This is a genomic window from Alkaliphilus sp. B6464, assembly GCF_018141165.1.
Taxonomy (GTDB): domain Bacteria; phylum Bacillota; class Clostridia; order Peptostreptococcales; family Natronincolaceae; genus Alkaliphilus_B.
Genome location: NZ_CP058558.1, coordinates 13,794 through 32,154 on the forward strand (window position 1 = coordinate 13,794; position 18,361 = coordinate 32,154).

33 protein-coding genes and 1 pseudogene are annotated in these 18,361 nt (G+C 27.9%); 31 read left to right on the top strand and 3 right to left on the bottom strand.

What is annotated here, in order from left to right; all coding sequences use genetic code 11:
- Positions 1–761 precede the first annotated feature (761 nt).
- From HYG84_RS17600 to HYG84_RS17695, 21 genes are all read left to right on the top strand, one after another.
- Positions 762–1,322 (top strand): DUF6927 domain-containing protein, encoded by a 561-nt coding sequence (locus tag HYG84_RS17600; RefSeq protein WP_212382839.1) that lies wholly within the window; start codon positions 762–764, stop codon positions 1,320–1,322.
- Positions 1,323–1,376: 54 nt separating this feature from the next.
- Positions 1,377–1,538: a hypothetical protein gene (locus HYG84_RS17605; protein ID WP_212382841.1), complete on the top strand. Its 162-nt coding sequence runs from the start codon at positions 1,377–1,379 to the stop codon at positions 1,536–1,538.
- A gap of 109 nt (positions 1,539–1,647) precedes the next feature.
- Positions 1,648–1,821: a hypothetical protein gene (locus tag HYG84_RS17610; RefSeq protein WP_212382843.1), complete on the top strand. Its 174-nt coding sequence runs from the start codon at positions 1,648–1,650 to the stop codon at positions 1,819–1,821.
- Between the two features lie 95 nt (positions 1,822–1,916).
- Entirely contained in the window at positions 1,917–2,126 is a 210-nt protein-coding gene (locus tag HYG84_RS17615; protein ID WP_212382844.1) for a hypothetical protein, read from the top strand.
- Between the two features lie 80 nt (positions 2,127–2,206).
- Positions 2,207–2,347 (top strand): hypothetical protein, encoded by a 141-nt coding sequence (locus HYG84_RS17620; RefSeq protein ID WP_212382845.1) that lies wholly within the window; start codon positions 2,207–2,209, stop codon positions 2,345–2,347.
- A gap of 53 nt (positions 2,348–2,400) precedes the next feature.
- On the top strand, positions 2,401–2,775 hold the full coding sequence (locus HYG84_RS17625; protein WP_212382846.1) for a hypothetical protein: 375 nt from the start codon (positions 2,401–2,403) through the stop codon (positions 2,773–2,775).
- A 67-nt stretch (positions 2,776–2,842) separates the two neighbouring features.
- Positions 2,843–3,172, top strand: a complete 330-nt coding sequence (locus HYG84_RS17630; protein ID WP_212382847.1) for a hypothetical protein — start codon at positions 2,843–2,845, stop codon at positions 3,170–3,172.
- A gap of 42 nt (positions 3,173–3,214) precedes the next feature.
- Entirely contained in the window at positions 3,215–3,337 is a 123-nt protein-coding gene (locus HYG84_RS20550; protein WP_256442601.1) for a hypothetical protein, read from the top strand.
- A gap of 131 nt (positions 3,338–3,468) precedes the next feature.
- The gene (locus tag HYG84_RS17635) at positions 3,469–3,849 is read left to right on the top strand and encodes a beta barrel domain-containing protein (protein ID WP_212382848.1); all 381 of its coding nucleotides are present in this window, start codon (positions 3,469–3,471) and stop codon (positions 3,847–3,849) included.
- Between the two features lie 289 nt (positions 3,850–4,138).
- Complete coding sequence (locus HYG84_RS17640) at positions 4,139–4,654, top strand: hypothetical protein (RefSeq protein ID WP_212382849.1); 516 nt, start codon at positions 4,139–4,141, stop codon at positions 4,652–4,654.
- 98 nt (positions 4,655–4,752) lie between these two features.
- The gene (locus tag HYG84_RS17645) at positions 4,753–4,932 is read left to right on the top strand and encodes a hypothetical protein (protein WP_212382850.1); all 180 of its coding nucleotides are present in this window, start codon (positions 4,753–4,755) and stop codon (positions 4,930–4,932) included.
- 73 nt (positions 4,933–5,005) lie between these two features.
- Positions 5,006–5,230 carry a hypothetical protein gene (locus HYG84_RS17650; protein WP_212382852.1) on the top strand — a complete coding sequence of 75 codons (225 nt, stop codon included), beginning with the start codon at positions 5,006–5,008 and terminating at the stop codon, positions 5,228–5,230.
- Positions 5,231–5,270: 40 nt separating this feature from the next.
- Positions 5,271–5,426, top strand: coding sequence for a hypothetical protein (locus HYG84_RS17655; protein WP_212382853.1), 156 nt, complete (start codon positions 5,271–5,273; stop codon positions 5,424–5,426).
- A gap of 72 nt (positions 5,427–5,498) precedes the next feature.
- The gene (locus HYG84_RS17660) at positions 5,499–5,813 is read left to right on the top strand and encodes a hypothetical protein (RefSeq protein WP_212382855.1); all 315 of its coding nucleotides are present in this window, start codon (positions 5,499–5,501) and stop codon (positions 5,811–5,813) included.
- Positions 5,814–5,840: 27 nt separating this feature from the next.
- The gene (locus tag HYG84_RS17665) at positions 5,841–6,029 is read left to right on the top strand and encodes a hypothetical protein (RefSeq protein ID WP_212382857.1); all 189 of its coding nucleotides are present in this window, start codon (positions 5,841–5,843) and stop codon (positions 6,027–6,029) included.
- Positions 6,030–6,065: 36 nt separating this feature from the next.
- On the top strand, positions 6,066–6,620 hold the full coding sequence (locus tag HYG84_RS17670; RefSeq protein WP_212382859.1) for a hypothetical protein: 555 nt from the start codon (positions 6,066–6,068) through the stop codon (positions 6,618–6,620).
- A 153-nt stretch (positions 6,621–6,773) separates the two neighbouring features.
- Complete coding sequence (locus HYG84_RS17675) at positions 6,774–7,175, top strand: hypothetical protein (protein WP_212382861.1); 402 nt, start codon at positions 6,774–6,776, stop codon at positions 7,173–7,175.
- A 109-nt stretch (positions 7,176–7,284) separates the two neighbouring features.
- Positions 7,285–7,707, top strand: coding sequence for a hypothetical protein (locus tag HYG84_RS17680; RefSeq protein ID WP_212382863.1), 423 nt, complete (start codon positions 7,285–7,287; stop codon positions 7,705–7,707).
- A gap of 15 nt (positions 7,708–7,722) precedes the next feature.
- Entirely contained in the window at positions 7,723–8,877 is a 1,155-nt protein-coding gene (locus HYG84_RS17685; RefSeq protein WP_212382864.1) for a hypothetical protein, read from the top strand.
- A complete protein-coding gene (locus tag HYG84_RS17690) occupies positions 8,878–9,069 on the top strand; it encodes a hypothetical protein (RefSeq protein ID WP_212382866.1) in 192 nt (63 codons plus the stop codon).
- A gap of 21 nt (positions 9,070–9,090) precedes the next feature.
- Positions 9,091–9,303, top strand: a complete 213-nt coding sequence (locus HYG84_RS17695) for a hypothetical protein (protein ID WP_212382867.1) — start codon at positions 9,091–9,093, stop codon at positions 9,301–9,303.
- Positions 9,304–9,397: 94 nt separating this feature from the next.
- Here HYG84_RS17695 and HYG84_RS17700 read toward each other — a convergent pair whose 3' ends face one another.
- Together HYG84_RS17700 and HYG84_RS17705 are read right to left on the bottom strand one after the other, a co-directional pair.
- The gene (locus tag HYG84_RS17700; RefSeq protein ID WP_212382868.1) at positions 9,398–9,655 is read right to left on the bottom strand and encodes a hypothetical protein; all 258 of its coding nucleotides are present in this window, start codon (positions 9,653–9,655) and stop codon (positions 9,398–9,400) included.
- A 32-nt stretch (positions 9,656–9,687) separates the two neighbouring features.
- Entirely contained in the window at positions 9,688–10,338 is a 651-nt protein-coding gene (locus HYG84_RS17705) for a DUF2225 domain-containing protein (RefSeq protein WP_212382869.1), read from the bottom strand.
- A 164-nt stretch (positions 10,339–10,502) separates the two neighbouring features.
- On the opposite strand from HYG84_RS17705, the gene HYG84_RS17710 reads away from it, so the two are divergent.
- From HYG84_RS17710 to HYG84_RS17725, 4 genes are all read left to right on the top strand, one after another.
- On the top strand, positions 10,503–12,569 hold the full coding sequence (locus tag HYG84_RS17710) for a phosphoadenosine phosphosulfate reductase family protein (RefSeq protein ID WP_212382870.1): 2,067 nt from the start codon (positions 10,503–10,505) through the stop codon (positions 12,567–12,569).
- A gap of 105 nt (positions 12,570–12,674) precedes the next feature.
- Positions 12,675–13,286 (top strand): hypothetical protein, encoded by a 612-nt coding sequence (locus HYG84_RS17715; protein WP_212382871.1) that lies wholly within the window; start codon positions 12,675–12,677, stop codon positions 13,284–13,286.
- A gap of 104 nt (positions 13,287–13,390) precedes the next feature.
- Entirely contained in the window at positions 13,391–14,146 is a 756-nt protein-coding gene (locus HYG84_RS17720; protein WP_212382872.1) for an alpha/beta fold hydrolase, read from the top strand.
- 133 nt (positions 14,147–14,279) lie between these two features.
- Positions 14,280–14,786, top strand: a complete 507-nt coding sequence (locus tag HYG84_RS17725) for a hypothetical protein (RefSeq protein ID WP_212382873.1) — start codon at positions 14,280–14,282, stop codon at positions 14,784–14,786.
- Between the two features lie 566 nt (positions 14,787–15,352).
- Here HYG84_RS17725 and HYG84_RS17730 read toward each other — a convergent pair.
- Positions 15,353–15,532 carry a hypothetical protein gene (locus HYG84_RS17730; protein WP_212382875.1) on the bottom strand — a complete coding sequence of 60 codons (180 nt, stop codon included), beginning with the start codon at positions 15,530–15,532 and terminating at the stop codon, positions 15,353–15,355.
- A 170-nt stretch (positions 15,533–15,702) separates the two neighbouring features.
- Between HYG84_RS17730 and HYG84_RS17735 the strand changes: the two genes are divergently transcribed.
- The 6 genes and pseudogenes from HYG84_RS17735 to HYG84_RS17760 form a co-directional block, all read left to right on the top strand.
- Complete coding sequence (locus tag HYG84_RS17735) at positions 15,703–15,933, top strand: hypothetical protein (RefSeq protein WP_212382877.1); 231 nt, start codon at positions 15,703–15,705, stop codon at positions 15,931–15,933.
- 65 nt (positions 15,934–15,998) lie between these two features.
- Positions 15,999–16,499 carry a hypothetical protein gene (locus HYG84_RS17740; RefSeq protein WP_212382879.1) on the top strand — a complete coding sequence of 167 codons (501 nt, stop codon included), beginning with the start codon at positions 15,999–16,001 and terminating at the stop codon, positions 16,497–16,499.
- Positions 16,500–16,773: 274 nt separating this feature from the next.
- Positions 16,774–17,064 (top strand): hypothetical protein, encoded by a 291-nt coding sequence (locus tag HYG84_RS17745; protein WP_212382880.1) that lies wholly within the window; start codon positions 16,774–16,776, stop codon positions 17,062–17,064.
- A 21-nt stretch (positions 17,065–17,085) separates the two neighbouring features.
- Positions 17,086–17,610: a hypothetical protein gene (locus HYG84_RS17750; RefSeq protein WP_212382881.1), complete on the top strand. Its 525-nt coding sequence runs from the start codon at positions 17,086–17,088 to the stop codon at positions 17,608–17,610.
- Between the two features lie 117 nt (positions 17,611–17,727).
- Entirely contained in the window at positions 17,728–17,940 is a 213-nt protein-coding gene (locus tag HYG84_RS17755; RefSeq protein ID WP_212382882.1) for a hypothetical protein, read from the top strand.
- Between the two features lie 80 nt (positions 17,941–18,020).
- Positions 18,021–18,275, top strand: a pseudogene (locus HYG84_RS17760) (phospholipase); the annotation flags it as partial.
- Positions 18,276–18,361: the final 86 nt, after the last annotated feature.

Sequence of the window (18,361 nt, forward strand, 5' to 3'; positions counted from 1 at the left end):
TATTTTGAAGTTATAGGGAAAAGAGACTACGATAAGGATTTAGCAGACCATTATGAGGATGCTTTTAGGCTTGTAATGGAAGAAATAACAAATTTATAGATTGATGAAGATAAAAGACTACAATATAGTAGTCTTTGTTTTTATATAATATGTAACTTAGTAATGCCTATATGTGTGTTGATAGTACTATTAATTTAAAGAATTTTATGCGACAAAAACAACCTGTACTTATTTTCTACTTTTAAATCTTATTAGTTTTCTTGAACTGGAGATGATTTTAGCAATTGGGGGTGAGAATATGTGTCGGTTTTAAATAAAGTTGGATTGCTTTAATAAAGTGAAAAAACATTATGTTTTAAAAGTAATCTTTTTGCAGTTTTAGAAAAGTTGAAAAATATTGTCTTTTAAAAAGTAAATTTTTACATCTTTTAATCAAACTCTATTATAAAATAAGTTAATGAGACTAATGGTACACAAGTAAAGATTTATATTGATGGAGATTATGATTTTACAGGCGGATATATAAATGATAATCATGGTACTGTGATGGGTGCTACGTGGATAAGTAAATAATTAATACAGAAATGGTAGGATATCTACCATTTTTTTATTATTATTTCTTGAAGTTTTGTTTGGTGTTTAGATATACTCCAATTACAATTTCAGTGGTGTTTAATAATTAATTGAAGGAATCTGAAATTTTAGTGAAAAAAGGTGTTATGTTGAAAATACAGAGGAGATCATTAGAGGAGGAAATTAAAATGGGTTGGACAGGAGTATATGAAAGGCCAGAAAATAACTTAAAAGGAATGGAGAAATTTTTTAAAAGACAATTTGAGTTTGAAAAAGATGGTAGAAAATTAGAGATCGTAGATGTTGGCAAATATGGTAAAGAAGTGTATCTTGCTTGTCATTTTACTGATCTAAATAAAAATATTAATGAAACATATGCAATGGTAGTTTTAACTTCATTTGAAGGAGGAATGTTTCATTATAAGGAAATGAGCGAAAATGCGGGGCCATGTGCTTATAATTGTCCAAAGAAAATATTAGATAAATTAACATCAACTACTGATAAATACGCAATTGGGTGGAGACAAAAAAATTATGAAACACATGAGAAGAAGAAAAATATAGCAAGAAGAAAAAAAGATTTAAAATGTGGAATGATTTTGAAATTTAAAGAACCCATTAAGTTTCAAGGTGGGGATGAATTAGACACATTAACCTTGATTGATAAAGGGAAAAGTTTATTTAGACACAATTTAGATTATTACAGAGTTAGAGGCTTTATGGACATGGAGTTTGAAATAGTGGCTTAATTCAAAATATGTAGCCTTAAAGTAAAAGATAGGATAAAGGGAAGGGATAAGACAATGGATTTAATGAAAATAGGTAAGATTATTGGAAATTTAGAAGGAATTATATCAAAAATAGATTGTGGTACATTAGTGACAAAGAAAAACAATACAAATCAAAGTGTCAAGTCTTATGCTTTAAAACTTATAAAAGACTTGGAAAATGAGTTATCAAAATAGTGAGTAATGATTTATCTCATTAAAATCGTTGATTTAATATAGAAAATAGGTTTTGTTTAAGAGGTAAACATACTGAAAATATTGATATTTATTGAAATGAGGAGAAAAAATGGAAACTGATCAAAAGTGTATATATTGTAATAGCGAGGCAAATATGGAATTGGAAGAAATGCATTATGAAGGAGACTTTCAGTATAGATTCTATTGTTTAAATCCTAAGTGTTCTAAAGAATTTTGGGAAGATAAAGTAAAAATCAACTCCTTCTTTCTCAAAAAAATATAAAAAATAGTAACAGTCTATTATCAACTACAATTGAATGTGGCGTCATATATGAAAAAATACGACCTAACAGGTTATTAGAATCGGGAGGAATTATAGTGAATAAAGGGGATGAAATTTTTGTAAAAGACTATAAATGTAATGGAGACGGAACTTGTACTTCAATATTAAGACCTGCTGAAATTGCTTGGCAACCAAGTAAAGATGCTGAATTGATAATGGTTAGATTTTTAGACGAAAAGTTTAGAAAAGATGGTAGAGCGTTAAATCCTGTACAGGTATTAAGAAAGAATATAGTAACAAATTAATTTAAAAATTAAAGATGTTAGATTAGAAAGAATTTTAAAATATTAATTCATATTTCAAGTATATAGAAAGGGTGGAGAATATGACAAACGAGGAAAAAATAATCGAAATCAATAGATTAATATCTGAAATAAGAGAAGATGGTAAAGCAGTACAGGCTTTAAGTAGATTTGTAAAACTTGATGATATTGGAGAAGTTAGATTGTCGGATAGAAAAATTTAATAGTTGTGTTACAAGGTAAAAATATTACGAATTTAAATCAAGGAGGAACTTAGATGAGAAGAGAAACAACTATTCAAGATAATAACGGTAGAGAAAACTCACTTCAATTAAAGTTAATTAAAGAATTAGGTGAGGAAGGCTATGTGCAACAGTTGTATGATTTCTTACAAGGCAAATATCATCCGAATAGCATAAATGATGATGATAAGCCAGATTTAACTGCTGACTACGCTTGGCACGTTATCTATTGCTTACAAGAACATTTTGGTATGCTTGATGATAGATTTGAAAGATGTCGTGAATGTGGGGATATTTATGATAGTTATGAGGGCGGAACTACAATAGATTGTGATTCAGAACCACATAACGATAAAGAATGGGAAGAATCTGAATACGGTAATTATTGCGATTGTTGTCGACCGGATTAAATTTTGCATCCCAAGAATATAAAGCCATATGAAGAAAATGCGAAGTAAATTTAAGGAGGAATTTTTAATGGGAAGATTAGATAAAAGAGAAGTATTGCCATCATTGGAAAAGTTACTTGAAAAAATTGAAAAAGGTGAAATAGAAGTTCTTTCATATGAAAAAGATGCTTTGAAACAAGTTATAGAGCAGTATGAAACAAAAGAACGTCCTATGAGTGCATACTTTACATTGGAAGATTGGCTTTATAACAAAAATGGGAAAGAGAAACCTATTGAAATAAAATCGGCTATGCTGTGGGGAGCATTATGGGTAGTAAAGGAAATGGGTTGTATTGATTGGGATAGTATGAGGAATATGTATGGGGAATTTATGAGCAAACAAATGAATTTACGATAGTTCACAATCCAAGAATTAAACGATATCGGAAGGAGAGTCAATATGACAAGACCTACAACAAACGGAGATTATAATGCTTATGCAGTACATTTGCTAATATGCTCATTGAAAAACGAAGATCCTATGACTTTAGAAGATTTTAAAGCACTACTAGATAACAAATAATTATACAAAATAACAGGAGTGCTTTGTATAAAAACAACAAAGTGCTCCTATATAAACTAATAATTATTCAATTAGAATATTAGGTAGTAATTATACATTATGATGATTCGGTGAAATAAGGAGGAGTCGAATTGGAAATAAAAATTGGTCTAAAGGTATGGTTGAAGCCTACTGGAAATATTCGAGGATATAGAATTAAGGAAGGCGAAGTAACTAAGATAGGTAGAAAATATTTTTATATCGGTGATGAAAAATTTGATATCAAGACTCTTAAAAATGTTAACCAAGATTGTAATTCTGCTTGGATAATATACCCTTCCGAACAAGCAATTCTGGATGAAAAAGAAAAAGCAGAACTGCTAGATAAGTTTTTTAAATTATTTCATTGGCGTGGTGATGGTAAAAAATTGTCTTTAAATCAATTAAGGGAAATGGCTAGAATGGCAGAATTAGACAAGTTAACGGATGAAATATTTGAAATCTTATATAAAGGAATTAAAAGGTCAGTTTAAGACGTACTTTAAAATTATAACGTAGTTTGAAGAAATTGTGTATTTAGAAGGATGAAGTGGCATTGATATTGATATTGAACCATTTAACACTATGTGGCTTGTAAGTATTCCTATAAGAAAGTCAGAAAATCGTTACAGTTACCTAACTTTGCTCTGTAAACACCCAACTGATAATCAGGTTAAATATTTATGGGAAACACAAAGAAAGCATTGGAATAGGTGTCAATAGAATGTGCGTAATTTAAAATTAATGTGATATGAAGATATGACAAATGAAAGGAATAATTAAATGAATACTGATAAGACATTAAATAATAAATTCATAGAAAACAATGACAATCCGATATGGTATTACAAAGAGTTGAAGTCGGTAGATGTTGATTATGTAATATCCTATTTATTAAAAGAAACTTTTGTAGTTGATATAAATGGAAGTAAACACGAAATAACTTTTGGTAAAAATAGAAAAGGTGAAATAGGACAATATATTAGATCTGATAATTTAAGAAATTCTGAACTGTGTTCTTTCGAGGTTATTGAAAAAGGATTTAGAGAGGGTAAATGGTTTGTAGTTACTGATGCCGATACATCAGATGAATTTAGGGTTAACTACGATAAAAGAAAAGTGGAATACGAAAAAGATTTAACTAAGGAAATGTATAAATCAATATTAAAAAACGCAATAGACCATGCAAAAGATTTAAGTGAAGAACAAAGAAATAAATATATGCAAGAATTAGAAGATAGTTCCTATGAGGAACTAGAAAATTTAATAAATGTTTTAATGGAAAGTGTAAAGAATTAGTATAAATTGATATATTAATAAGTCGCAATTCAAGAATTATGACTAGGTATGATTGAAATGCTGATTTTAAAATTATAAGTAAGAGAGGACGATTTATAATGAGGAAAGTAAATTATAAAGTTCACATGCTAGACACTTTACATCATTTAAATTTTAATGTACCACCAGAAGAATATAAAAACATTACGAGATGTGGCATACAGACAAAAGAACATCAAATAAGTAATGATAAGAGGTGCATCACTTGTAAAAAATGTTTAAATACAATAAAAGATTAATGACACATTTCAAATTAAAATGCACTTTGATTATAAGGAGAACCAAACATAACTTTTATTGGAGGTAGTGAAAATGAATGTTAAAGAGAGAATAAAAAAAGAAATTGAAATACAAAAGAATATTGAAGGTGAAAAATGTCAAGATAAAATATTGTTAGAATTTTTAAATGCAGTAACAATGCAATCACAATGGGACTCCTTTGTTAATGTTAAATTTCATCCATATGGTAAATTATCATATGAATGTCATAGGTTTTATTATCCAACAAAAGAATTATTAAAATTAATGAAACAATAATTAGACACGCAATTCAAGATTTATACGGAGGAGTGAAACTATGAATGAAAAAATAGAACTGCCTAAAGAATGCGGTAATTTGATATTAAGTATTTTTAGGAAATATAAGGCAGGAGAACCCTTAACACCAAGTACGAAAGATAGTATAGAAACAGTAGAAATATGGTTAAAGAGGGTTATGCCAAAAGAAAATTGATGTACATTACAAGTATATAACGCAATTTGAAGGATGTTACGTAAATAAAAAATAATGAATGAGGTAATATAAATGATTATATTTAACGAAGAAGATGTTGTTTATAATATGCCAATACGGTTCTGGGAAGAAAAAGAACCTATAAAATGTATAGTTAAAAAGCGACAAGAGACCTCTGAAATTAATGTTAAGGAAAGTTCACAAGACAGTATATATGTATATTCAGAGGAATTCGGACATGGTGTATATGTTAATAGAAAGTCACTATTCTTCAGTAAGGAAAACTGTAGAAAGGCGATTGAACTGTATTCTAAATTACATGACTTGTACTCTAAAGATGAATCTGACAAAATTGTTGAAAGTGTTTTAAGCAATGGAAGTTTATAATTCGTGATTATCCGAAGGAGGGCTATTATGCCAAATTACTTTAAGATTAATGAAAATGGGAAAATTAAAGGTGTAGAAATAGCAGGTGTAACTATAGAAGGCGAAGGCAGAGAAGGTGTAGGCAATGCAGCAGAACAACGTATTGCAACAATTTTAAATATATCAGTTGAAAATGTGACAGAAATATCAAAGGAAGAATATGAAATATTAAAATAAAATGCATAATATCAAAATAAATAAGGAGAGATTGAGATGGAGAGATGTTTTATAGCAACAAAAGAGAGTGATTTTGTAAGAGACTATGAAAAATATAGATTGTTAGCATTAGAGCAAAGGAAATTTGTTGATGAATTTCTAAATGAAAAAGGCATTGAAAGCAATAAATTCATTGTTGGTGGTAATGGTTCTTTTAATGTTCCCTTCAAGGAAAATTGCAAATCAGATATTACTTTAAGTATAAAACCTACTCAAAATGATATTGAAAACTTTGGAAAAGTACTTAAAAAACCGAATAAGCATCATGGATTATGTGGTTTTAAAAAAGGTTCAAATATTGCAAAGGAGTTTGCACAAAAATGTGTGGATAATCAAATTGTAGTTAACTTATGGAGACCAAGAATCGGAGATTATTTTGATTCATTAGGATTTAGAGGGTGTAGATGGGAATCTTTCATTTGTAATGATATATTTTATTTAAAAGTTGAAAGTGATTATTTAAAGAAAGATGACACTCCAATAGGATTCATTGAAATTAAACAAAGTAAATACTATTTAGTAAAAGAAGAATTTGAAAAGAAGGCAGTATGATAAACTAATATAGTTTTAAGCAAATTACAGATTAAGCCCTGCTAAAAGCAGGGCTTATGTTATGTTAAATAAGTGTTTATAATGCTTGAAATTGTCACTATTATATCACTAATATATTAGTGCAATTTTAATCATGGCAAAGAGGTGTTTTAAATGAATAAACAAAAAATATTAGTATGTGTTACCAAACAAGCATCATGTGAAAGACTTATTAAAAAAGGATACGAACTATTAAAGGAGACTGGAGAACTCCATGTCATTCATATAACTAGAAAACTATTAAGACAATGCGATGGAGAATCAATAGATCATTTATTTTCTATATCGAAGAAGTATAGTGCAACTATGAATATTGTAGTTTCCGAGAATACGATAGAAGAAATAAACAAATTTATTTTAAAGAATAAAATAAATACAGTCGTTTTAGGCGAATCTCTAGCCAGAAAAAACTCTGCTAAAGATATGGCCACAAAAATTATAAAAGGTATAGATAAAAACATTGAGTTTGAACTTGTTCCTTGTGAGTACAATATATGGGATAAGGATGTTGTGTAGACCTCTTTTAGAGGTTCATTGTGTTTTTTAGATGTATATACCAAATTTACTTGAAAAAACAAAGATAAAATAGTTATAAATAATATATTTTTTATAAGGAGGTACTATTATGGACTATTTTTATGCAGACGTAAAAATTCCTGCAAGGTATTTTAATGGAGAGGTTGAAAAATTACTTAGAAACACTGTAGATGAAATAGAAAAACATAAAGATATTGTTGTGGGTATTATTTATAAAGGCAGAGTAGTAGACATTGAAAAGGGCTTACAAGAATTAAAAGTTCCTTATAATATGCATTGTGATGTTACAGATACCCCTGCTCTAAATAAGTACTACAGACCTGAAAATAATTTTTATAAAAAAGTAGAACTTTATGGGACAGAAGAAAAATCTATGATTCCAGTTAGTGTGCTTCGTGGGATTATTCAAAACAATATAAATCATCAAGACGTTATTTGTGCCATTATCACAAAATGTAATGAAGAAGATCCTGAAAAGATAATAAAAAAACTTGAGGAATATAATAAATAAATCGGAGGTAATGAAATGAAAAGAATGACTATTAAGGTGCCAAAAATAGATTTAGAAAAATTAAATAAGGAAAGATATGAGAAAAATTCTAAAAACAAAAATAATCTATCTTATTGGTTTAGTATGATTAAAGATTGTGGATTTAAAGTTCCAGAAACTCATATTATTCCAATAAATTTTGAACTATTCAAATGGCTTACAAGCGATAATTATTCGGATGAGATGATTGATAGATTTAATGATTTTATTATATCTGAATTAAAGAAAAATAACTTCAATACTGAAAGAACCTTGTTTTTAAAAACAGGTACTTTTAGTGATAAATTTACTTTTAAAAATTGTAAGTTGACGGATATTAATAGGATAGGATATCAGTTCTTACAGATCTTCTATTCAGGTATACTAGTGGGTGCTAACAATACAAATGAATTGGTGGTTAGAGAATTTATAAAATCAGATCCACATATAAAAACAATATATGATGGTATGCCTTTAAATACTGAATTTAGAGTATTCTATGATTTTGATAAGGATGAAGTTATGGGTGTTTTCAATTATTGGGATAGGAAAACAATGATTGATTCACTGGGAGAATATGCAATTTCAGAGAAGAAAGTTGAAGAATTTAAAAATTTCAGAGATACTATCCCTGTGATTGAAAAGGAGTTTGAGGATTGCAAGGATTTTGTTGTAAAAGAAGTAGAGGAAAAAATGAAAAATGTAGATTTAAATGGCCAATGGTCTATCGACCTTATGAAAATAGGAAATGATTTTTATTTAATAGATATGGCAATGGCTAAAGATAGTTATTATTATGATAAAATTATAAAACAAACAGGAAAAATTAATCGCACGAAGGATTTCACTGGTTTAACAGAAAATATTAAAAATCTTATCACAGAACTTGATATGACTGAAAATGAGTTTTTAAAAATTTTAGATCATCTAACTGTATCTGATATTGATAAGTTAAGTTATGACCATGGTGATATTTTTAGGGAAAGAGATATAGAGAGTCTGTTTGATTATATGTATTCCGATAGTAGTGAGGAAAATGTAAATAATAATAAAATATATACTGAAGAAGAAATGAGAGCAATATTAGAAAAGTCTGGTTATATAATTCCAATGGATAATGGTGGACTTTACTTTATATATAGAAAAATATAGATGTTTGGGATGAACTTAATGGAAGTTGTTACTATACAAAGCCAAGAGGTTTTAGATATAATTAATAAACAAGGTTATTACGAAGCATCCAATGATATTTTATCAAAAAAATTATTATATAAAAACTATATACTAATGAAGAATATAATGAATGATAAATTTAGAACCAAATTCGATACATTGCCTATTTAGTGCTATTATAGAATAGAGGGCATGATTCCAGAAAGAAATCCAGATTGGAGTATGTATTACGGTAAAGGACCAAGTGGGAAAGGACAAGTATTATTTGTATTGGAGATTCCTAATAACGAAATATTGCTTACAAACTACTATAGTTGGAGCGACTATTTATTCTTCTTTAATGATGAATATGATGAAGATGCATATAAGTTATCACTTAAAAACTTATACACATTCAATAAATAAGTTGATACTATACAAGGTACTATTTTCAAAATTAACAAAAACATGATAAAAAATATTCACTATTAATAAATAAAAACCTGCTTATAGCAGGTTTTTATTTATTAAATTGACAAGGCTTAATATCAAATTTTTTACATAAATCCAAACAGGCAGCATCAGCAATAATTTCAATATTATCTTTATTTCGTTCTATGAATTGATTTACTTTATTGATTCCTTCTTCATATTCTGTATTTACTGTATCAAATACAGTTTCTTTACATTTCATACATCTTGCTCTAAATTGTGGTGTATGACTGATAGTATTGTTGTAAGCGACAACAAATAATTCCTTGTGTTTACAGTTGTTCATATAATAGCCTCCTTTGAATCTTAGTTATTCTTTTAAGATATATTTTCTTTAATATCAAGCCATCGTTCTTTACCTTTCTTTACAATTGGATCAGAATTACCAAGGGGAAGCAGTTTGCTAAACCATTTCCTCGTCTGCTCAATGTTTCCTAATCGCCAATTTAACTCTCCAATCATATAAATCAAATTGGATTCAGTTAGATTATTATCTCCGGTACTATAGGCTTCCTCATACTGTTGAAGTGCTATTTGTAGATACTTCATTTCTTCTGTGTTTTTCTTATATCTATTGAACCATGCTATTCTCATACAAATACTTGCTTTAACAGAAGGTGGTAAAAGGCATATATTTGAGGCTACCAACGCTAATTTTCCAAGTCTTAAAGAATCTTCTATAGTTCTCTCGCCTAAAAGATTTTCTGCTCCTGTCATTTTACTAAATATTTCTCGGAGTCGAGTTTTTTCTGTTGATCTAATTTCTTTAAAATTATCTGTAAACACTGTTCCACATTTAGGACATACAAAAAAGTCATAGAACAAAGGGTTTTCTGTACTATAATAAGGACAAAAATCTTCATCTTTTTTTATTACTCTAAGTTTGCTAGTTTTTACTTTTTTAGATTTAAATTTATTATTACATACAATACATTCCTTCGTAGAATCATATAAAACACTATTATTCATTATTCAAATTCCTCCTATGTAAATTTACAAAGTTTACTTTAATATAACATGGAAATTTTAAATACTTATTTAAGGTTAAATCAATTAAACATTTGAACATAAGGTTGTTCGTCTTGTATGATCTAAAAATGAATTAAGTTTTATGATCACAAGGAGGTATTTTAATGTTACAATTAAGTCTTTTTGATGAAAAGTGTTTTGAAAGGTTTAAAATAAAAGAATTAATATTAAAGAATTTTAAAAGGATTCATGGAGAATATAGATTTAAATTAAGTCCAAGTATTAATATCATTACTCCTAATTATGAAGATGAAGATTATGAGATAACTGAAACAGCGTGTGGAATTGATTTTGAGCCATTAAAACAACATGTAGATACTCTATGCCAAAATGACATGGTTGATATGATCAAATTATTGAAGAATGAAAGAGATTTTGAATTATGGGACTATAGTTTTTTTTCGAATGATAAATATATTTCAGTTGGTGTAGTTATCGAAAAAGAATCTGGAGAAGAAAAGTTTTATGAGAGAAAAAAAAGATATAGAGGAGTAGAGCAAATAGGTGAAGTCTTAAACTATAGGGAAGGAGAAAAAACAAGATTTAGAAAAATTAATAATAAAAATAAAGAATTAATGGATTTTAAAAATCTAATAAGTAATTTGGCTATTTACCCTCATGATTATCCGGTCCTTGATAAAGTAAAATACTCAAAAAACTTTTATAATGTATTATCTCAATACCCAATGATTAGTATAAAAGATTATATTGAAGATATTAATAATATATGTGAAAAGTATAATGTTAAGTTTAGATTGATAGTTAATGCTGCTAAAGAAATAGAAATTTATAAAGATACTTCTTCAGGATATGATGATTGTAATGAAAGATTGTTAGAATTAGCCATGTTAATTGCTTTAGAAAAGCAGTTAGGGCATAGTATTGTTTTTATTACTCATGGCTTTAAATTTACTCATATTTATGATAACGATTTGGATGTTGCAATGGAAATGCTAAATGAGTTTGTATCTCAAGGTAAGCAAGTAATTCTTTTATATGACAATCCTTATAATATATGGGATTGGGATAGAGTTATATATAATGTAAAAATAAATAATAAGATAAATGATACACCTAATCTCTACAAAGCCGTATGGTTTAATGAGAAATATAAACAAGATGAGGAATGGGATAATGTAACCATTAAACTTGCAGCAAGAGAATTAATAGAAAGACAAGAATTATCTATTGAAGATAAAATAAAGGTTTCTAAGAGGATCATTAGAAAGGCTTTATTTCAATCTACTAAACCTGCTATTGCTGTAAGTTATGGAAAGGATAGTATGGTTATGTTAGATATAGTAAAAAGAACTGTTGATGAAATTAAAGAGCAATATGATAATTTATCAGACATAGAAAAGACGAATCATAAAAAACCAGAATATCCTATTATAGTATTTTGTGATACAGGTGTTGAATTTCCTGAACATTATACATTTATTAGGGAGCAAGAAGAATATCTAAGGAGCATAGGTTTTATGATTTATCGTACAAAACCTAAGACCAATTTTTTCAAGATAGTCGATAAAAAAGGGTTTCCTATGTTTGGGAAATCTATTAGGAAGGATAGTCACCCTGAGATCTATAGGAAGATTCAAAGTTTAGGGATTAGGACTTGTGGCAACTACTGCTGTGAGAAACTAAAAGAGGAACCCTCTGCTGAACTCTATAAAGAACTTAAAGTAGATTTAGCATTTGTAGGTCTGCTTGCCGTTGAAAGCAGAAGAAGGAGAGAGGGTTGGTATGTAACAGGAGATATTTATTATAATCAAACTGAAGGATACCACAAGGCACTCCCAATTATTCATTTTAAAGAAGAAGATATATTTAAATATATAGAAACGTTTAATGTTTCGATATCTCCACTGTATTCAATGGGATATTGGAAACAAGAAGATGGAGAAGAAGAGTTCATCAAATATACTCGTACAGGATGTTGGCCATGTTCCATGTCGATTCAATTTTCAGGAAACAATATGGAAATGTTAAGAAATACACATCCTAAATTATGGAATACTATAATGGTGAAAAAAGGCTTGGCTAAAGAAATATATAAATTCAAGCATGGAATTAAAGAGGAAAAATGGACAGAAGATTGCATGAGAGTCTTAGAAAGATATTTAGAAGTAAAGCCCTGCCATTTTGATACAACTAGTTGGAAAATTTCTTAATTAAAAACCCCTATTTAGGGGCTTTTTTTATATCAATGACAATTTGAATAAAGAATATTTGTTAATTATAATGCCTCTACTTAAAAAAGTTTTGGAGGTGTTGAATTGGCTAAATCATATAGAGCAATTAGGCATGATGTAGTTAGAGAAAAGCAAAAACATAATGCTAATGAAGTACACCATCCTAAAGAAAAGATAGAGCAGATAGAAAAAATATTGAAAGATAAAAGAAACCTTAAAATAGTGGAATTCTTTGCAGGACAAGGAAATCTAACAAAAACATATGAGAAGTATGCGAATGCTAATGAGGTAGAGTGCTACGATAAAAAACTTAAAACAGGTGATAGTTATTTATTATTTCATAAATTAATACATGAAAAGAGAAAATATGACGTTATTGACTTGGATCCATACGGATTTCCTAATAGGTTTTTGCCAGATATATTCTTACTTATAGAAGACGGATATATGTTTATTACAATGCCTAAACCATATGTAAATATATTAAATGGGATTACACAGCAGCATTTAACCTGCTATTTTGGAGAGTTTAATCCAAGTTTAAACACTATATTAGAAAAAATAAAATTATATGCATTATGTCATTGGAGAGATAGTGAAGTTCTAGATGTTACAGATTTAGGGAGGCTATGGAGAATAGCATTAAGAGTAAAAAGGGTAAAGGCAACAGAGTATACAGGAATAAGAAATAGATAATTTTCTTTTATAATTTAGAAAAAAAGTTGAAATTGTAGGCAGTTATTATTTATCTTGATTAAAGATTTTTAATTAGGAATATAAAATTATAAGGAGTGGCTATTATGAATACAAAAATAGAAAAAAACAGTGGAATATTTTATGAAATTATTGGATCTTTAGAAAGTAATAAAACAATACTTTTTATTCATGGTGCAGGAGGAAATATGGAAATGCTTAAACCAATAGCATCCAAATTAGAAGATTGTAAATGTGTTCTAATTAATCTTCCGGGACATCAAGGTTCTCTTGGAGAAGTTCCTGATTCACTTGATAAGTATATACCATCATTAAAAATATTCATTGAAAGTCTAAAAAATGAATTAGGTGATGATATATCTGTAGTAGGTCATTCTCTAGGGGGCTTAGTAGTTTTATTATTAGGGTTAGAAAAAATACCATCAATAAAAAGACTCATTATTCTTAATTCCGGTGGGAAAATTAGTATAGATAAAAAGTTTATTGATAAGTTGAAAAACGGAAAAATAGATAAGTTTCAAATTCTAAAGTGGTCTGGTTCACCTTTTGATTTAAGACTTTTAAAGTTCTTGTTTAATAAAAGAGCATTTGAGTCTGATAGTGTCACCATAAAAGATTTTATTACTGGGAATAATTATGATATAAGACATAAACTAATTGATATTGATATCCCAGTATTAATAGTTGCAGGTGAAAAAGATGAATTAACTACTGTTGAACATGCAATGGAATTAAAAGAAATAATAGAGGATTCTAAGGTAGAAGTAATTTCTAAGGTATCACATTTATTACCAGTAGTCGCTTGTGACAAGGCATCTAAATTAATTCGTGAGTTTATATAAAAAAGAGGTTTTAAATTAATTATATAGGGTTTCTAAAAAAGTGTACTGATAAGCCAAGTTTTTATATTAGAACGAAATGTATAAAAATTAAAAAGTGTGTTGCTTTTTGTAAAAATGGAGGTATTTATTAAAAATGAATATGGAAAATAAAAAGGTTCAGTATTATAAATTAGTAAAAAATATGGATACAAATTTAAAACCATACATAGTATTGCCTATGTATGATGAATGCCCTAATATGGGAACTTATCACTCTACTTTAGGGGTACCACACCCTCAAATGAGTGATTACCTAATTTATGATAACGGAGATATTATATTCTCTTCTGCTTATAGAGATTTTGATTATGTTTCTTTTACAAATAAAGCAAATTTAGAAGATTTATTAAAAAAAGAAATAATTCGAGAAGTTAGTTTTGAAGCATATAGTTTAGATATTGAATTAACTAATAGTGTCAAAGGAATATGTGAAAAAATTGATTGTTCGGAATTCGGATTAGATTATATGAAGGAAAACAAAGAAGATTACAGTGAAGAAGATATAAGAAAAGAGCAAAATAAATTAATAATTTTAAAAGAACAATTAAAAAATTTACACGATAAACGGGCAGAATTATCTAAGAATTGGCTAAAGATTTAAAGTATGTTTGAATTCTATAACTATCTTCTGTGGAGAAGATTAGGTTCAGATATATCAATCATCTTACAGAAATTATAAGATAGTAAACTATAACTCCATCCACACAGTTTTTTTGATACCCATTATATATAAATATTTAGAGTAAGGTAAGGTATATAAGATATACCTTACTCTTTTTTTATAATACTGATATTTAACTTAGAGAAATCAAGGTGGATATTTGAATAGCAGAATCAATCTAAAAAACATTAGTATAAAATGTATAATGAAATTATTCGTGATAAATAGTAAAAAATAAACAGTAAGGGAATCTCCTGCTATTTTTATGAACTAATTGCATGATAATATGCATATTTTAGAGCAAAGAGCATGTGACTCATTTCCTTAATATAATGAAAAGTTTTTGATGTAATATTTAGTTCATAGCAAGTCTCCCAAGATTTTCGTGTACTGTATATATAACTGATAGAAATATTTTATTATTCGCAGCACTCCTTTGAACACGTATGTGCGACTAAAAGAGATCTCTTTTAACATAAAAAAGACTGTCGATGGTTTCGACAGCCCTATTTTGGAGAAATAATAATACCTATAATACAAAAAAGAATATAATAAAAATAAATACCTATATTTGGATCAATAATATTAAAAACTCCTCCTACTAGAATTTGTTCTACACCTAAAAATGTGAGTAGCCATCCAGATACTATTCCAATAATCATGCCCATAAATATTTTTTTAAACATGAGAACCACTCCTTTAATTAGATATTCTTGTTGATACTATAAGGGTTTTAAAATTGAATTTCAAATAAACATGTCTTTTATGCTTTACTTGATCTAAATATTTGTATTGAAATAAAATATAAAAAATATGTTATATTTAGAATTGAGTTCATATTAAAGGAGGATTTTATATGACTAAGAAAAAAAATAAAAAGACTTTTTTGAATCATGTAAAAAAGAAAACAGAAAACAGTATTACGTTAGATGCGACAAAAATGCTGATTGAGGGTGAGGGAAAACTAGGGCGACACAACACGAGTCAAAAGGCTCATGTTCATTTAACTACTAAAGATAAGTTTTTAAACAGAAACAGTAAACAATCAAAAAAAGAACTACATAAACTTAGACAAAAGTTTATGTAGTTCTTTTGATTTTATATGTTATTTTAAATAAAAAGCAAGACACATATATAAAGGAGTGAAATAAGGTGGATAAGGTATATAAGCAAATACAAGAATATGAACGAATTAATCATCAAAGTTTTTCTGGTATCTTTATTACAGATAGAGAGTATGAAGATGAAAAAATTAAGGAATTAGTTGAAAGGTTATGTAAAAACTTTAATAAGGTTGGAGTGGTGGATTCTAAAATGAGAAATATTGAGTCTAATTCAAATTATATAATTGCACCTTCATCGTATGCAGGAATAGCGGATATGTTAATTTTCTCTAACGGTAAATATGTCACTATGAAAGGCAACCTGTTAATGACAAGGCCTGATTATATTATTTTTAGAGAATATATTTCAGAAGAAAATATTGAGGAAGTTATTAAAGTAATTTCTTGCGGAGAACATGTTGTTGCATTTATGAATTTTGAGAAACAAAAAATTGAGATATTAATTCAAAAAAAATTAGGGCTATCAGATAAGGGAGCAAAAAGGTTTATGAGGTCTATTACAATATGTGGTGTAAGGAACAAAAACTAAATTTTAATAATAAATAATACAAGCACCTAAAAATAGGGGTGCTTTTTTATGCAAAAAATTTATAAGGAGTTTTTATTTATATTAAGAAATTTAAACTATTATCTTAAATAATATTATCGTAAGTGATAGTAATATCAGTGTGTAACTTATTAATGCAAATTATATCGAATGACTTAAAAATTAGGTCATTTTTTATTTCTTGAATTTGATTTTACTTATTGATTATACTTCATTAGTACAATAAGTATTTATGAAATTTAGGGAGGGATTTTAAATGTCAGATATGCAATTAGAGAATATATCATTTGAAGAATTTATGGGCATTAAGTACCATAGAGGCGGAGTATTGGTGAATTTACCTCAAAGGAAATTAACTGATGAAGAAATTGAGGATATATGGGACCATTTAGGAGATATACCGATTGATGAAGATGAATGTCTTGATGATAATTATTTTATTTGGACAAAAGGTTCAGATAAATATGAAGATGTATGGAGATGGTTTGATAGTAATCATAGCAAAGGAGTCGCATATTTGGTAAATGATTACAAAGGTAAAAATTAATTTAAAAAGGAGAGGATTTCTATGTTAACTGCTATTTTAATTATCGGGATTATTAATCTTATTATAGGTGTTATATTAATTTTATGGACAAATAGAATTGATGATTCTTTACTTGAAACAAGAATAGATATGCAAATGTTAAAAAAGGACATATTAAAAAACATAGAAAATTTAACAGATAAAATTGAAACATTAGATATTAATAATGTTGAGGAAAGTGCTATAAAAGAGTGGGAGCAATCCGCTGCTGAAGAAATTGACTTTATTACAGAGGATGCTTCTATTAAAACAGAAGATATTGCTAATTTAACTATTAAAGAAATGTATCAGATTTCAAAATTTGTTGTGGAACAGGAAGAAGATGAAAAGTGGTATGTTTATAAAGCAATGTGTCAATTAGACGGATGTAATATGGAGGGAACACCTTTTGAAACAGAGAGAGAAGCACTTGAAGAAGGAGTAAAGATGACACTAGAGGGTAAGAAGTTAAGCATGTATGCATGTCCTTCTTGCTATATTGAATATCAGAATGAATTTGTATTATAAACAGATTAATAAACAAGGTCTGTATCCTATCATTGTTATACTAAAAAATATTTATTTAAAATGGGATTGCATTTGGAAGGATAAATGAAATATTAAACCTGTAGAGGAGGATCATATATGGATGCGAAATTAGAATTTGAATTAAATCAAAAATTGGAAAAGCCAAGTTTTACTAAAATCCATCAAAAAGCAATGGCAATATTTAGAGAAGTAGAAGAAGGGACAGAAGTTTTTGAAAAGGTAAAAGAGTTAATTGATACTATTGAGAAAGAACAAAGTAAGATGGATGATTTAAAAGGCATGATGTATTTAATCGCAAGTAAAATGTAATTTTGAGGATATGACAATGAATAATCTTAAAACACTTTTATAAGAATAAAGTGGTATGATACCCATGGGAACAATTTCATACTAAAATAGTTACAATAGAAAAAGAAGAAAAATTTATAGCAATGTATGGTTCTGCTAATTTAACTAGAAGAAATGTAGATGATTATAATTTGGAAACAAAAGTAATAACCAAAACTTCTAAGGATACTATATTATGTAATAGTATGAAAATTTATTTTGATAGAATATGGACTAATAAAGGTACATATTATACTGTCCATTATGAAAATTATAAAGTGGATTCTTTTATAAAGACTCTTATCTATCATTTTTAAGAATGGAGTGGGTTCTCTACTTTTTAGTTCAAAGTTAAAGGTGCCTAGTACTATAGGCACTTTTTACTTGAATTAGCGTCTAACAA